At 65.7% G+C, this 15,499-nt stretch carries 12 protein-coding genes; 8 read left to right on the top strand and 4 right to left on the bottom strand.

Annotation, left to right across the window (positions count from 1 at the left end; genetic code table 11):
- On the top strand, positions 1-798 hold a 798-nt coding region (locus tag D769_RS01425; protein WP_008641347.1), incomplete at its 5' end, for an HlyD family secretion protein.
- Between the two features lie 62 nt (positions 799-860).
- Here D769_RS01425 and D769_RS01420 read toward each other — a convergent pair.
- Entirely contained in the window at positions 861-1,499 is a 639-nt protein-coding gene (locus tag D769_RS01420) for a TetR/AcrR family transcriptional regulator (protein WP_008641344.1), read from the bottom strand.
- Between the two features lie 159 nt (positions 1,500-1,658).
- On the opposite strand from D769_RS01420, the gene D769_RS01415 reads away from it, so the two are divergent.
- From D769_RS01415 to D769_RS01385, 7 genes are all read left to right on the top strand, one after another.
- A complete protein-coding gene (locus D769_RS01415) occupies positions 1,659-3,137 on the top strand; it encodes a coniferyl aldehyde dehydrogenase (protein WP_008641341.1) in 1,479 nt (492 codons plus the stop codon).
- Between the two features lie 25 nt (positions 3,138-3,162).
- Entirely contained in the window at positions 3,163-4,767 is a 1,605-nt protein-coding gene (locus tag D769_RS01410; protein ID WP_008641333.1) for a GMC family oxidoreductase N-terminal domain-containing protein, read from the top strand.
- Between the two features lie 72 nt (positions 4,768-4,839).
- Complete coding sequence (locus tag D769_RS01405) at positions 4,840-6,828, top strand: alkyl sulfatase dimerization domain-containing protein (protein ID WP_008641332.1); 1,989 nt, start codon at positions 4,840-4,842, stop codon at positions 6,826-6,828.
- Between the two features lie 464 nt (positions 6,829-7,292).
- Positions 7,293-9,017, top strand: a complete 1,725-nt coding sequence (locus D769_RS01400; protein WP_234706911.1) for an arylsulfatase — start codon at positions 7,293-7,295, stop codon at positions 9,015-9,017.
- Between the two features lie 155 nt (positions 9,018-9,172).
- Positions 9,173-10,081: a LysR substrate-binding domain-containing protein gene (locus D769_RS01395; RefSeq protein ID WP_008641330.1), complete on the top strand. Its 909-nt coding sequence runs from the start codon at positions 9,173-9,175 to the stop codon at positions 10,079-10,081.
- Between the two features lie 153 nt (positions 10,082-10,234).
- On the top strand, positions 10,235-11,539 hold the full coding sequence (locus tag D769_RS01390; RefSeq protein WP_008641329.1) for an MFS transporter: 1,305 nt from the start codon (positions 10,235-10,237) through the stop codon (positions 11,537-11,539).
- A gap of 53 nt (positions 11,540-11,592) precedes the next feature.
- Positions 11,593-12,771: a M20 aminoacylase family protein gene (locus tag D769_RS01385; RefSeq protein WP_051705282.1), complete on the top strand. Its 1,179-nt coding sequence runs from the start codon at positions 11,593-11,595 to the stop codon at positions 12,769-12,771.
- Here the strand turns inward: D769_RS01385 and D769_RS01380 are convergent.
- The 3 genes from D769_RS01380 to D769_RS01370 are packed head-to-tail and all read right to left on the bottom strand — an operon-like array spanning position 12,764 to position 15,499.
- Positions 12,764-13,639, bottom strand: a complete 876-nt coding sequence (locus tag D769_RS01380; protein ID WP_008641327.1) for a YkgJ family cysteine cluster protein — start codon at positions 13,637-13,639, stop codon at positions 12,764-12,766. The genes D769_RS01385 and D769_RS01380 overlap by 8 nt on opposite strands.
- Entirely contained in the window at positions 13,633-14,448 is an 816-nt protein-coding gene (locus D769_RS01375; RefSeq protein WP_008641326.1) for a MetQ/NlpA family ABC transporter substrate-binding protein, read from the bottom strand. Before D769_RS01375 ends, D769_RS01380 begins: the two co-directional genes overlap by 7 nt.
- On the bottom strand, positions 14,441-15,499 hold the full coding sequence (locus tag D769_RS01370; protein WP_008641325.1) for a formylglycine-generating enzyme family protein: 1,059 nt from the start codon (positions 15,497-15,499) through the stop codon (positions 14,441-14,443). The genes D769_RS01375 and D769_RS01370 overlap by 8 nt, the downstream gene beginning before the upstream one ends.

Below are 15,499 nucleotides of genomic sequence, written 5' to 3'. Positions count from 1 at the left end.
TGGCCGACCGGCGTGCGGGCGCCGGCGCTCGCCCACAGCACGCGCCAATGGACCGCATACGCGCCGGCGCCAGCGCAACTGGTATCCACGACGCCCCCGGGCCACGTGCGCGCCGGCAGTGCCCTGATCCAATTGCGTCAGCCGGAACTCGTGAGCGAGGCAATGGCGGCGCAGGCCAGCATCAATGGCAACGATGCGCGGCTGACGGGCCTGCTCGAATTGCGCCGCGGTATCGAGCAACAAGCCGCCACGCTCGAAGAACTGCAGCAGAGTCTGGCGCGCGCACGCGCTGTCCACGCGGAAGAACGCCGACTGCTGCTTGCGGCGCCGTTCGATGGCGCATGGGTGGACGTACCGGATGACATTCGCGCCGATACCTGGGTGGGCTCCAAACAGGTACTTGGCCGGCTGATCGACCCGGCGCACTGGATGGTGGATGCCTTCGTCGACGAAAGCGATGTGCAGTATCTGCGCACCGGAGCCCGCGCCTGCTTTTTCCCCGATGCGCGCCCGGCTCGCCATTGCGGCGTGATACGGGCCATCGCGCCGTCACGCAGCGCGCAGATCCCGGCGGCGCAACTCACCACGCCCCACGGCGGGCCAATCGCCGCCGTCGACAAGCAAGGCGCGCTGATTCCGGACGCCGCACTCTATCTCGTCCAGATCGACCTGGCCGCGCCGCCGCCATCACTGGTCGAGCTGCGCGGCAACGTCCATCTGGCCGGCGAGCCTCGCAGCCGACTGGCGGACTGGATGCGCAACATCTACAGCGTCGTGATTCGGGAGAGTGGGTTCTAGGCGCCGGGGACCGGGCCGATGTCGAGGGTCGCGAAGGTGGCGAGCACGGCGCGACGTCCCGTTCAACGCCGCGACGGTTTCTCCGCCGAGATCCAGTTCAGGAACAGGTCGCGTGCCGGGTGCAGGTAGTCGCCAATCGGCTGCGTGCGACCGTTGGCGTACCAGTGACAGTACGCGCCGTGGAAGATGGCCACCAGCAGGCGGGCGATGTCGGGAGAAAGCGGGCGCTCCGGCGTGCCCAACGCCTCCACCAGCACGCGGACATGGCCGTTCCACCCTTCGCGGATATGTTCGCGCACGGACTGCGGGGTGTTGGCGGAGAACAGCAGCGCCATCACCACCCCCTTGGTTTCCGGGTTGCGCGTGAAATAGTCGGCCACCCGGTCAAAGATCTCGTCCACGCGCTCGGCCAGCGGCCTTCCCTCCAGATCGTCGGGACGCAGCGCAAGCTCGATTTCCTGGAACAGACTGATCGCCGCCTCGGCAAGCAGCATTTCCTTGCTGCCGAAATGCCAAAGCAGGCTGCTCTTGGCCACGCCGACCTGGGCGGATATCTGGTCGAGCGTCACTTCGCTATAGCCATGCTCGGAAATCAATGACTTCGTGAGCGCAATGACGCGATTGCGGGTCTCGAGGCCCCGGCGGTACTTCGTTGTCCCATTCGGAATGGCGACAACGTCGCCCGTCTCGTTTGCACTCATCGACTTCACCCATTCAGCTTGCCGCAAATTGTAGCAGCGGCGTCATATCGGTCCTCCGGACTTGCCCTAGGTTTCCCCTTCCTGGCTTGACACCGATCTGCCCCAACTCCGACACTTAAAATTGTACTGACTGTTCAGTTTAATTTTAATGGATTTCTAGTGCCCGATACTACACAAACAGCAAGAGAATCCACGCGTGACGGGATCGAGCGTCTGTTCCAGGCCCAGCGGTCGGCCTTTGCCGCCGCGCCCTACCCGGCGCTGGCCGACAGAAAGCAGGGCCTGCGGCGCTTGCGCGATGCGGTTCGCAAGCACGCCGGCAGCCTGGCGCACGCGGCGGACCGGGACTTCGGCGGACGCGCCCATGCCGAGACGATGATGGTCGACGTGCTGCCGTCCGTGCTGCACATCAACCACCTGCTTGGCGGGCTAGGCCGGTGGATGCGACCGTCGCGCAGAAGTGTCGAACTGCTGTTCCTCGGGAACAGCGCCAAGGTGGTGTATCAGCCCAAGGGCGTGGTTGGCATCGTGGTGCCCTGGAACTTCCCCGTCTATCTGGCGCTCGGGCCGCTGGCCACCGCGCTGGCGGCAGGCAACCGATGCCTGATCAAGACCTCGGAGTTCGCGCCCCGGACCTCTGCCGCGCTACGCGCCTTGCTTGCCGAGGCATTCACCGAGGACGAAGTCGCCATCGTCGAGGGCGACGCCGACGTGGCACGCCAGTTCACCGGCCTGCCGTTCGATCATCTGGTGTTCACGGGCTCGCCCGAGGTCGGCCGCCACGTGATGCGTGCCGCCGCCGAACACCTGACGCCTGTCACGCTCGAACTCGGTGGCAAGTCGCCTGCCATCGTGTCATCCAGCGCGAACCTGGCAACCGCGGCACGGCGCATCGCCCACGGCAAGACAGTCAACGCCGGTCAGATCTGTGTGGCGCCGGACTACGCCCTGGTGCCAGAGGCACTCGCCGGCCGTTTTGCCACGGAAGTGCTGAACGCATCCGCGGCGCTGTTCCCCACGGATCGCGACGACTACGCAAGCATCATTCATGACCGCGCCCGCCAGCGCATGAACGATCTGCTCGACGACGCGCGTGCCCACGGCGCGCAGGTCATGCGCGCGGCCATGCCCGAGGATGGACGCCGCCTGCCGCTTCACGTGGTACTCGCCGTAACGCCCCGGATGCGCATCGCACGCGAGGAAATCTTCGGCCCGATTCTGCCGGTCTTCACCTATCGCGATTTCGAGGACGTCGTGACGCATGTACGCGCCGGCACGCGACCGCTCGCCATGTACTACTTCGGCGACGACAAGGCCGAATCCACCACGCTGCTGCAACGCACGCACGCGGGCGGCGTCACGCTGAACGACTGGGGCTGGCACGTGCTGAATCACGATCTGCCGTTCGGTGGCACCGGCACGTCCGGCATGGGCAACTATCACGGCGCCGAGGGCTTCCGCGAGCTATCGCACGCCAAGGCCGTGTTCTCCGAGCGGAAGTGGTTCCCGATCGAATTGTTTCATCCGCCCTACGGCACGTTCATCCAGCGCCTGACGCTGCGGATGTTCCTGGGCCGGCCCTCTGCAGCGCCTCCCGTGCAAACCGAAGCCTCGCCAGTGACGGCATCCCAAGACTAATTCCCAAGCTCCCAAGAACAACATCATGGATTTCGACTACGTCATCATTGGCGCGGGTTCGGCTGGCTGCGTGCTGGCCAACCGTCTGAGCGCCGACCCTTCCGTGCGCGTCTGCCTGGTCGAAGCCGGCCCCGTCGATCGCTCTCCGCTGATCCATACGCCGGCTGGCATCATCGGCATCCTGCCGACCCGACACGTCAACTGGGCATTCGAGACAGTTCCGCAGCCAGGACTGAAGGGCCGTCTCGGCTACCAGCCGCGCGGCAAGACGCTTGGCGGCAGCAGCGCCATCAACGCGATGATCTACATCCGCGGCCACCGCACCGATTACGACGACTGGGCGGCGCTGGGCAATCCCGGCTGGTCCTACGACGATGTGCTGCCCTGGTTCCGGCGCTCCGAGGATTACTTCGGCGGCGCCGACACCTATCACGGCGCCGGCGGCGAGCTGACCGTGAGCGCGCTCGACGCCCATCCGGCCACGCACGCGTTCATCGAAGCCGGCCGCAAGAGTGGGCACGCCGTCAATGCGGATTTCAACGGCGCGGAGCAGGAAGGCGTTGGCCACTATCACGTGACCATTCGCAATGGCCGGCGCTGCAGCGCATCGGTGGCGTTTCTGCATCCCCTGCGCGACAAGCGCACGAATCTCACCGTGCTGACGGGCGGCCATGCCACCCGGCTGATCCTGCGCGGCAACACGGCGGAAGGCGTCACGGTCCGCGTGAAAGGCCGTGATGTGGAACTGCGCGCGCGCCGCGAGACCATCGTGGCGGCCGGCGCGTTCGGCACGCCCCAACTGCTCCAGCTTTCAGGCATCGGCGACGAAGCAGACCTGCGTCCCCACGGCATCGCCGTCCAGCACGCGCTGCCCGGCGTCGGCAAGGGGCTGATCGACCATCCTGACTACATCCTGCCCTTCAAGAGCCCCGACAAGTCGCTGATGGGCATGTCGCTGCACGGCGTGGCGGCCATGACGAAAGCGTTCTTCGAGTACCGCAAGTCGCACACGGGTCTGCTGGCCAGCAACTTCGGCGAGGCCGGCGCGTTCCTGCGCACCGATCCGACGCTGTCGCGGCCCGACGTGCAATTGCACTGGGTCACCGGCATCGTGGACAACCACAACCGCACACGCCACGCGGGCCACGGCATGAGCTGCCACGTCTGCGTGCTGCGTCCGAAGAGCCGCGGCACGGTCGGCCTGAACTCGGCCAATCCGCTGGAGCCGCCGCGTATTGACCCGAACTTCCTCAGCAACGACGACGACGTGACGACGCTGCTCAAGGGCTACAAGCTCTCGCGCGAGATCATGCATGCGCAGCCGCTGGCCCGCTACGCCGGGCGCGAGCTGTACGTGAAGGGTGTGAGCAGCGACGACCAGCTCGTCGACCTGCTGCGCCGCCGCACCGACACCATCTACCACCCGGTGGGCACCTGCCGCATGGGTAGCGACGACATGGCCGTGGTCGACCAGCGCCTGCGCGTACGCGGCATGGAACGACTGCGCGTGGTCGACGCGTCGATCATGCCGACGCTGATCGGCGGCAACACGAATGCCCCCTCGATCATGATCGGCGAGAAGGGTGCCGCGATGATCGCGGAAGACTGGCAGGGCCGCGCGGCCGCCTGACTGCGCTTCGCAACGCCGCATCACAAAGCCAAATAGCAAACCCGCAAAACAAGAGCCCGAGAAGGAGACTCCATGCAACGCAAGACCGCCGTGATTCATGCGGCCATTTCCCTGCTGGTGGGCAGCCTGTTCCCGATGACCGCCATGGCCGCGCCCATCGAGACCACGGCAACCAACGACGCAACGGCCGCCACGCGCGATGCCAATGCGGACGTACTGAAGCGCCTGCCTTTCGCCAACCGGCAGGACTTCGAGGATGCCCAACGCGGCTGGGTCGGATCGCTCGACAGTGGCGAGATCCGCAGTGCCGATGGTCGCGTGGTCTGGAACCTCGACGCCTATGCCTTCCTGCGTGACGACGCCTCGCCCGCCTCGGTCAATCCGAGCCTCTGGCGCCAGGCGCAGCTCAACCTGAAGCACGGCCTGTTCAAGGTCACCGACCGCATCTATCAGGTGCGTGGCTTCGACCTCTCGAACATGACCATCGTCGAGGGCGACAGCGGCCTTATCGTGATCGATCCGCTTCTGACCGCCGAAACCGCCCGCGCGGCAATCGACGTCTACTACAAGTACCGCCCGAAGAAGCCCATCGTCGCGGTGATCTACTCGCACAGCCACGTGGACCACTTCGGCGGCGTGAAGGGCGTGGTCAGCCAAGACGACGTCAAGGCGGGCAAGGTGAAGATCTACGCGCCCGAAGGCTTCATGGAAGAAGCCATCAGCGAGAACATCTTCGCCGGCAATGCCATGAGCCGCCGCGCGCAGTACATGTACGGCGCCCTGCTGCCGAAGGGCCCGCAGGGGCAGGTGGACGCTGGCCTCGGCAAGACCGTTTCGCTCGGCACGATCACGCTGATCCCGCCCACCGACCTGATCGGCAAGACCGGCGAAACCCGGACGATCGACGGCGTGCGGATCGAATTCCAAATGGCTCCCGGCTCCGAGGCGCCAGCCGAGATGCTGATGTACTTCCCGCAGTGGCGGGCACTGTGCGCAGCGGAGGACGCCACGCATAACCTGCACAACCTCTACACCATCCGCGGCGCGCAGGTGCGCGACGCCAACCAGTGGTGGCGCGCGCTTGACGAAACCATCGACCGCTACGGCAACCGCACCGACGTCATCTTCGCGCAGCACCACTGGCCAAAGTGGGGCCAGCAGAACATTACCGGCTTCCTCTCGCGGCAGCGCGACGCCTACAAGTTCATCCACGACCAGACACTGCGCCTGGCCAACCAGGGCTACACGATGACCGAGGTAGGCGAGCGCGTGAAGCTGCCGCCGTCTCTGGCCAGCCAGTGGGACCTGCGCGACTACTACGGCACGGTGAATCACAACGCCAAGGCCGTCTACCAGCGGTACCTCGGCTGGTACAGCGGTGACCCGGCCGACCTGCACCCGCTGCCACCGGAGGAATCCGCGCAACGCTACGTGCAGTACATGGGCGGCGCCGACAAGATCCTCGCGCAGGCCAGCAAGTCGTACGCCCAGGGCGATTACCGCTGGGTGGCGCAGGTGGTCAAGCATGTGGTCTACGCCGATCCGTCAAACCAGGCGGCCCGCAAGCTCGAGGCCGATGCGCTTGAACAGCTCGGCTACCAGACCGAGGCCGCGAGCTGGCGCAGTGCCTATCTGGTGGGCGCCTACGAGTTGCGCAATGGGGTGCCCAAGCTGCAGGGCACCCAGACTGCCAGCCCGGACATGATCGGGGCCATGACCGACACGATGTTCCTGGACTTCCTGGCCGTGCGTCTCAATGGCGAGCGTGCCGCCGGCCACGACCTGAAATTCAACTGGGTGCAACCAGATACTGGCAAGCGCTATGCGCTGTCGGTGGAAAACGGTGTCTTCCTTTACAAGCCGGAACGCCAGTTCGACGACGCCGGTGCCACGTTGACGATGCCGCGCAGCGCGCTGATCGGCTCGCTGCTCGGCCAGACCACGCTGCCCGCGGAACTCTCGGCCGGGCGCGCCAAGGTGGACGGCGATCCGGCCGTGCTGAAGTCATGGATGGGGATGCTGGACAAGTTCGACCCGCAGTTCAATATCGTGACGCCTTGATGCCGTCTGGCACCGTCATCCGCTGAACCGCCAAACCGGCACCCGGCCCTCTTCCAGGAGCCGGGTGGTGGTCCCCGCGTCCGGCACCCGCGCAGGTCGATTAGCCCCTGCCGCCATCACGGCGCGTGCAGAACCACCATCCAGTCAATTTGGCAAATTGCGCTATTTATCTTTGACTGAATCAAATACTGCATTGAAGGGGACTGGCGCGCGGACTGTTTGCGCTCTCGCGTTTTCCCGCAGGCAGAACCCGTGCGACGGCTATCCCCGGGGGGAAATCGACCTGCCATACCGCCCGCTTCGGACATCCCTGTCTGCGAAATCAGTATCCGAGCGTTTCATAAACAATTCACTTCACACCTTCAATAAACTGAATTCCGTTGATCTCACTCAGCAGCGATACTTCACGAGACTTATGCGCCATTGCAATTTGCACCGGAGGCACTTTCATGAGGCGATCTGAAATGAGAAAGACAAGAATCGGGGGACTGGCAACGCTTGCCATTGCCGCTGCCGTACTAACATTGGCGGGTTGCGGCAAGCAGGAAGAGCCCAAGACACCGGCAGCGCAAGCACCGGCCGCGCAATCTTCCGCCGAAGCGCCCGCTGCGCCGCCGGCCGCCCGCGAGAATCCCCCTGTCGCCGCGAATGCGCCGGAGTCGGCAGCTTCCGCGCCGGCACTGCCGCCGGTGGCCAATTCCGGCAAGAAGCCGAACATCCTGGTGATCTTCGGTGACGACATTGGCCAGACCAACATCAGCGCCTACAGCCATGGCGTGGTTGGCTACCGCACCCCGAACATCGATCGCATCGCCCGCGAGGGCATGATGATGACCGACTACTACGGCGAGAACAGCTGTACCGCTGGCCGTTCTACCTTCATCACTGGTGAAGTCGGCTTGCGTACCGGCCTGCTGAAGGTTGGCATCCCCGGCGCGACCGTGGGCCTGCAGGCGCAGAACGCGACCATTGCCGAAGCGCTGAAGCCGCTTGGCTATGCCACCGGCCAGTTCGGCAAGAACCACCTCGGCGATCGCAACGAATACCTGCCGACCGCGCACGGCTTCGACGAGTTCTACGGCAACCTGTATCACCTGAACGCCGAAGAGGAACCGGAGCGTCCGTACTATCCGAAGAACGATGCGGCCTTCGTGAAGGCGAATTCCCCGCGTGGCGTGATCCACTCGTTCTCCGACGGCAAGGTGGAAGACACCGGCCCGCTGACGCGCAAGCGCATGGAGACCATCGACGACGAGACCACGGCAGCAGCCATCGGCTTCATGGAGAAGCAGGTCAAGGCGGACAAGCCGTTCTTCGTGTGGATGAACACCACCCGCATGCACTTGTTCACCCATGTACGCGAGTCGATGCGCGGCCAAAGTGGTATGCCGGGCAACGAGTACGCGGACGGCATGCTCGAACATGACGCCGACGTGGGCAAGCTGCTCAAGACGCTCGACGACCTGAAGATCGCCGACAACACCATCGTGGTCTACACGACGGACAACGGCCCGAACCAGTTCAGCTGGCCGGATGCGGCAACCACGCCGTTCCGCAGCGAGAAGGACACCAACTGGGAAGGCGCGTTCCGCGTGCCGGCGCTGGTGAAGTGGCCAGGCCGCATCAAACCGGGCACGGTCTCCACAACGATGATGTCCGGCCTTGACTGGTTCCCCACGCTGCTTGCGGCCGCGGGCGATACCGACATCAAGGAACGACTGCTCAAGGGCACCAGCCTTGGTGGCAAATCGTTCAAGGTGCACCTGGACGGCTATAACTTCCTGCCGTACCTGACCGGGCAGACCAATACCGGCCCGCGCCAGGACTTCTACTACTTCAACGATGACGGGCAACTGGTCGCCTATCGCTACAACGACTGGAAAATCGTCTTCTGTGAGCAGCGGCAGCCCGGCGGCTTCCAGGTGTGGTCCAACCCGTTCACCTGCTTGCGCGCGCCCAAGGCGTTCAACCTGCGCATGGACCCATACGAGCGCGCCGATACGGTATCCGATCAGTACTATGACTGGGCCACGAAGAACGCCTACCTGATGCAGTACGGCGTCTATCGCGTGATTCCGTTCCTTCAGACGTTCAAGGACTATCCGCCGAGCCAGCGTCCCGCGAGCTTCAGTATCGACCAGGCGGTCGAGCAACTGATGAAGACGCTGGACAAGACGCCAGCCAAGTAACACGGGATAGCGTCTGACACCACCGGCCGGCTTCCGCCTCGCGGAACGCCGGCCGGTGGCATTCTGGGCAGGCAGAAAACACGCAGGAAGTCTCGTCGCGCCTAGAATGGCGGCTTTCCGCAAGCGGATTGCGGGTCGTTCCGGGGAGACCCCTCATGAAGCTCCATCAATTGCGCGCGTTGGCCGCCGTCTCCGAGACGGGCAGCATGCAGGAGGCATCCCGCCTGCTCCACGTCACCCAGCCAGCGCTGAGCAAGGCCATCAAGGAACTGGAAGCCAGCGTGGGCGCCGCGCTGTTCGTGCGCACGAACAAGGGTGTGCAACTCACACCATACGGGCAACGACTGGTCGGCCATGCCCGCCTGATCAGCGAGAACGTCAGACGCGCGCGCCAGGATCTCGAGGACATGAAAGGCACGGTGGTCAGCGAGATCACCGTCGCCGTCACGCCGGTCACCGCCCTGCTGCGCCCGGCGGGCGCCTGCATCACGGCATTCCGGCGCGATTTCCCGAGCGCGCAGTTACGCGTGCAGGAAATGCGGCCGGCGCAAATGCTTGAGCACCTGCGCGAAGGCACCATCGACTTCGCGCTGACGTCCCAGTCCCTGGCCAACGCGCATGGCCTCGACTGCGCCCAGGCTTGCCACGTGCCGACGTTGATTGCCGGCCGCAAGGATCATCCGTTGCGCAACACGCGCTCGCTCGGCGCCTTGCTGGAGGCGGAGTGGCTCGTACTCGATCCGCTCTCAGATACCGGCACGCCGTTTCATCAGCTCTTTGCCATCAACGGCATGACGCTGCCGTCGCGCGTTGTCGAATGCACGTCGATGACCCTGGCGCTGGAGATGTGCCGGCAGAGCGACCTGCTGGTGCTGCTCTCCGAGGAATCCCGCCGCAGTCGCTATCTCGTCGAAACCATGGACTTCATCGACGTCGACGAGACCATGCCGGACCGCACCATCGCGCTGGTATCGCGTGACCGCCACACCCTCACCTGGGCGGCGGCGCGGCTGCACGATGCCCTGCTGGACGCCTTGCGCCAGGAGTTTCCCACGGCGGACTAACGCCACCCCGTGATTACCAACGCTCATACCCATGAAAAAAAGCTGCGTGCGCCATGGGCGCCAGGCCCCTAAGATCGTCCGGTCGAACAGAAACCCATAAGAACACGGGCAGCCATTCAGCGACTGCCCGGACGGACCACCACGAGGAGCCTCATGAACGAAGCCACCGTTTCGCTGGGCAGCGATGCCGCAGCCAGCGTTGTCGCGCCCGCTTCACGCACGCAGGGCCGCCGCGCCGTCATTGCGGCCGCCATCGGCAATGGACTGGAGATCTACGACTTCACGGTCTACAGCTTCTTCGCGGCCACCATCGGCCGGCTGTTCTTTCCCGCCAGCAGTCCACTCGCCTCGTTGCTGCTTTCCTTTGCGACGTTCGGCGCCGGATTCGTAATGCGCCCGCTCGGCGCCGTGCTCATCGGCAACATGGCCGACCGGCGGGGCCGCAAGGCCGCACTGACGCTGACGATCGGCCTGATGACCGCCGGCACGGCGCTACTGGCCTTCACGCCGGCCTACGCCAGCATCGGCGTGACCGCCACTGCGCTGGTGGTGGTGGGCCGTCTGCTGCAGGGCCTGTCCGCCGGCGGCGAGGTTGGCGCCGCGTCGGCGCTGCTGATGGAGTCGACTGGCAAGCACCGGCGCTGCTTCGCGGTGAGCTGGCAAGGCGCGAGCCAGGGTGCTGCGGCATTGCTGGGCGCGCTGACCGGCGCTGCGGTCTCGGCGCTGCTGAGCCCCGAAGCGCTCCAGTCATGGGGCTGGCGCGTGCCCTTCATGCTCGGCCTGCTGATCGCCCCGGTCGGCATCTACATCCGCCGGCATCTGGAAGAGACCCAGACCGAGAACACCGCCCACGCCGGCCTCATGACGGTGGTGCGCGAGCATCGCCGCACGCTGATTCTCGGCGTGCTGCTGATGACGAGCAGCACGTCGTCGATGTACATCATGGTGTTCTACATGCCGACCTATCTGGTCAACACCGTGCACATGCCGCCCGTCACCGCGTTCCTGGGCGCCTGCGTGGCAGGTCTGACGATGCTGGTCATGTCACCGCTGTTCGGCTTGCTCGCGGACCGCTTGCCGCGCCGCAAGCCGCTGCTGATCGCCAACAGCATTGTCGCCATCAGCGTGATGGTGCCCAACTTCGCGCTGCTGTCTTCTGGCCCGGGGCTGCCGTTGACGCTGGCCTGCATCGCGTTGTCGGTCACGTTGAGTTCCGTAGGCGGCGGCGCGGGATCGGCGCTGATGATGGAATCGCTGCCACGCCATCACCGCGCCACCGGTATGTCGATCATGTACAGCGTGGGCGTGACCGTTTTTGGCGGCTTCGCGCCGCTGGTGGTCACGTGGCTGATTGCCACCACGGGTAGCCGCATGGCGCCGGTCGGATACATGCTGTGCGCGTCGCTGATCAGCTTTACTGCGCTTCTGCTGTTCCCCAGCCATCCGGGCCGCGATTGAGCACCGCCTCGAAGATGCCCACGATTGCCCCACAACGCTCAGCCCCATTCATCATGACGACCACACCCATTCCCGCCGCCATCTCGTCCGCAGCCAGCCGCTTTGCCGAGCTGCGCCATCGTATCCACGCGCACCCGGAGCTCGGGGCCGACGTGCCGCGCACCGCCGCCATGGTGGCCGGTCTGCTGCGCGAGTGGGGCTACGACGTTCATGCCGGGATTGGCGGCCACGGCATCGTGGCCCAGCTCAAGGTTGGCAACGGCCCGCGCCGCATCGGCATCCGGGCCGACATGGATGCGCTCCCGCTGCAGGAACGCACCGGCTTGCCCTATGCCAGCGAAGTACCCGGCCGTATGCACGCCTGCGGGCATGACGGGCACACGGCCACGCTGCTGGCCGCTGCCGAGTATCTCGCGGCCACGCGCAACTTCGATGGCACGCTGAACCTGATCTTCCAGCCGGACGAGGAAGGCATGACCGGCGCCCTGTCGATGATGGAGGATGGTCTCTTCGAGCGCTTTCCGTGCGACGCGATCTACGCATTCCACAATGCGCCGGGCCTGCCGGTCGGCATGGCCGTGGTCCAGCCTGGCGCGCAGGGCGGATCGTCGGACCGCGTGACCGTGACCTTCCGCGGCAAGGGCGGGCATGGCGCGATTCCGAATCGTGCTGCCGACCCCACGCTGGCGTTGGCGCACACCGTGGTGGCCCTGCAAGGCATCATCGCGCGCAACGTGGCGCCGGTGGATGCGGGCGTGATCAGCGTGGGCCAGATCGCGGCGGGCACGACCTACAACATCATCCCGGAGACCGCCACGCTCAAGCTAAGTGTGCGTGCCACGTTGCCCGAGGTCCGCAAGCTGCTGGAGGAACGCATCCGTGCCGTGGTCACGCATCAGGCCGCGTCGGCCGGCGTCGAAGCCGAGATCGACTACCAGCATCTGGTGCCGGCCATCCGGAACACGCCGGCAGAAGCGGCGATCGCGCGCGAAGCCGTGGCCAGCGTGCTCGGTAATGACAAGGTCATCCAGGTCCCGCCCTCGACGCAGATGGGCAGCGAGGACTTTGCCTGGATGCTCGAGAAGGTACCCGGCTGCTACTTCGTGCTTGGCAACGGCACGGGCGAGTGGGTAGGTTGCTCGGTACACAACGACGGCTACGACTTCAACGATGCCCTAATTCCCCTCGGCGCCGCCTGCTGGGTGGCATTGGCAGAGGGCTATCTCAAGTAGCCGTCGTCACGGCCTGCCCGTCTCGCAACCTGGCCGCGAGACTCAGCAACGCTGCCTCGAAGCCGCGCAACATCGCGGTGACGGGGCGGTCGGCAGGCTGTTTCCGTGCGATGGCGGCCGCGACGTGGCGGCGAATCAGCGCGGCCTGCGCGTCGATGAACGCCAGGCAGCGTAAACGATCAGGCTCGGAACTCGCCGCGATCACGGCTAACACCGGTGCCAACGCCAGCGTGCGATATCCCTCCACGGGCAATGCGGCGATACCGCCGGGCGCGGCCAGCAGTTCCGGCAACAGGAGCCGGAACACTGCGTTGCCCCACTCCGTCTTCTCCGCGGCTTCGGCGGCGCGCCGTTGCGCCAGCGCTTCCGCGTAAACCGGTGACGTGATGCGCCCATGCCGCACCAGTTCCTGATAGCCATCGCGCATGCCTTCCGATATACAGTCCGCGCCGATATAGGCCACACCGTTTCTCCGGCTGGCCAGCACGGCCGCCTGCAGCGCATCGGGTGTCCATGCATCGAGCGGCACCACGGCACACGTGGTCGGACGCGTGGCGTGGATGGTGCAGAGGTTGTCATCGCCAAGTGCTGGACAGGAGGCCAGCGATGGATAGTCGACACCCTGAATCGCCAGCATGAGACTGTCACCGCCGGGCAAGACATGCCCAAGCATGGCCGCCAGATCACGGGCGTCCGGGTGCGACGGGCGCACCCGCCGCAACGACAGGCAGCCGATAAAACGGTCCTGATGACGGAATAACTCGGCCATCGTCAAGAGCGGCGACGAGTTGCAGCATTTGCCGCACGCGCTGCAATGGAATGAAAACGTCCGTTCGTGCGTCACGGCGATATCGGCCAGCTTCACCACGGACGACGCACCGAATCGTTGAAGCGCGCCAGGATGAACGTCTTGACGGGCTCGGAATGCAGGCCGCGCACAGTCGGCGCCAACCACGGCGCATCGCGATCACGCGCGCGGATGGCGAGCACATTGGCAAAGGGCACACGCGCGTCCTCCATGCCGAGCGCGTCGCGCGCGGGCGCGAGACCGGCTGCCGATGCCGTGGCAAACGGAAGCGCCACAAGCGCGGCGTTGTCGAGCGCGGCGGCAAGCTTCGCCTCCGCAACGGCACGCCAGCGCAGCCCGCGCCGGTTCTCCACGATATCGGTAGTGCGCGGGCTCAGTCCCGCATCGGACGATATCCGGATCAGGCCGTAGCCTTGCAACAGAAGCAGGGCACGCCCCTGCGCGGACGGCTCGACAGGTAACGCGACAACGGATCGCGGCGGCAATCCGCGCAGATCGGATAGCGTGCGCGAGTACAGCCCCATCGGATAGGTGACGGTATGGGCCACGGGCAGCAGGCCGCTGCCGGCCCGAGCCAGCGACGGCCCATCCTGTGCGATGTTTGCTTCGATCCGGCCCGCGGTCACCGCCGCATTGGCCTGCGCCACACTGGCAAAACGCACGGTCTCCAGCCGCACGCCTTCGCGCAACGCCACATCGCTGGCCGCGCCAACCAACTCGCTGTCTGGTTCCGCGACCACGCCGATACGCACCGTGTAGCGCGGCTGGACAGAACCGGATGCCGCCGTGGCAGATCCTGGCGATGGCAATCCCATCGCCAGCAGAGCCGTCAGTACGCCGCGCCGGTGGATGTGAATCTTCTCAGCCATCGCGCAGCACCGTCCGGAAGCCGATATGCGACGTCGGCAGGTCGCTTTCGGCAGACTCCCGCGCCGAAGCACGGTAGCGCACGCAAAAGTCCGGCGCGCACAGGAACGATCCGCCCTTGATCACACTGGCCGCCGCCGGCTTGCGCGGCCGTGACGCTGCCGCCACCACTGCCGTATCGCCATTGGCGTGCGACTGGCGCGGGCCAGTGTAGGCGTCGCCAGTCCACTCCCAGGCGTTGGCGATCATGTCGAACAAGCCGAGCGCATTGGCCGTGTAGCACCCCACCGGCGCGAGCCCCGCAAACCCATCGCGCGAGGTATTGAGCACCGGAAACACGCCCTGCCAGTAGTTGGCGGTGGGCGTTCCATCGGCCGTTTGCGGTGCCGTCTCCAGTCCGGCATCGCTACGTCCCGCCTTGGCCGCGAACTCCCATTCGTCCTCCGTGGGCAGGTCATGGCCGAGCCAGTTCGCATAGGCCCTGGCGTCGGCCTGCGTGACGAGCGTCACCGGCTGGTTGTCACGTCGGTGATCGTAGCCATGCGGATTGGCAGCGTCCGGCCCTTCCGGATGCCGCCAGTTGGCGCCCGTCACCATCGTCCACCACGCGTAGGGCCGTTGACCCAGTTCTGCGTCGGTCGGCTTGTGGAAGACCACCGCCGCGCCCTGGCGCTCGGCATCGGTGACGTAGCCAGTGGCCTGCACGAACGCCGCGAACTGGGCCACCGTCACCTCGGTACGGTCGATCCAGAAACTGCCGACGCGCGCTTTTCCTGCTGGCCGCTCGTCCGGATAGCCAAGCGTGGTGCCGGGCACGAACTCACCACCCGTCACCCGGGCCATGCCAGCCGTCCGCGACTTGCCCCAGCCGGCTGGCAAACCCGAGTAGGCGGCGCATCGCTGCACCGTGCCGAGCGTGGCGCCGCCAAGTATGGCGCCCCCCGGCACCGCATGCACGCCCAGCGACGCGATAGCACCTACCGCGAATGCCAGCCCAGCTACCGCCAGCGGCGCTCGCCAGCGTCCCCTGTTTCGCAACACGTTCACGACCAT

Source organism: Cupriavidus sp. HMR-1 (assembly GCF_000319775.1).
In the GTDB taxonomy this organism is placed as follows: Bacteria; Pseudomonadota; Gammaproteobacteria; order Burkholderiales; family Burkholderiaceae; genus Cupriavidus; species Cupriavidus metallidurans.
The sequence above is the reverse complement of the archived record's forward strand: the minus strand, read 5'-3'. Positions and strand labels throughout refer to the sequence as shown.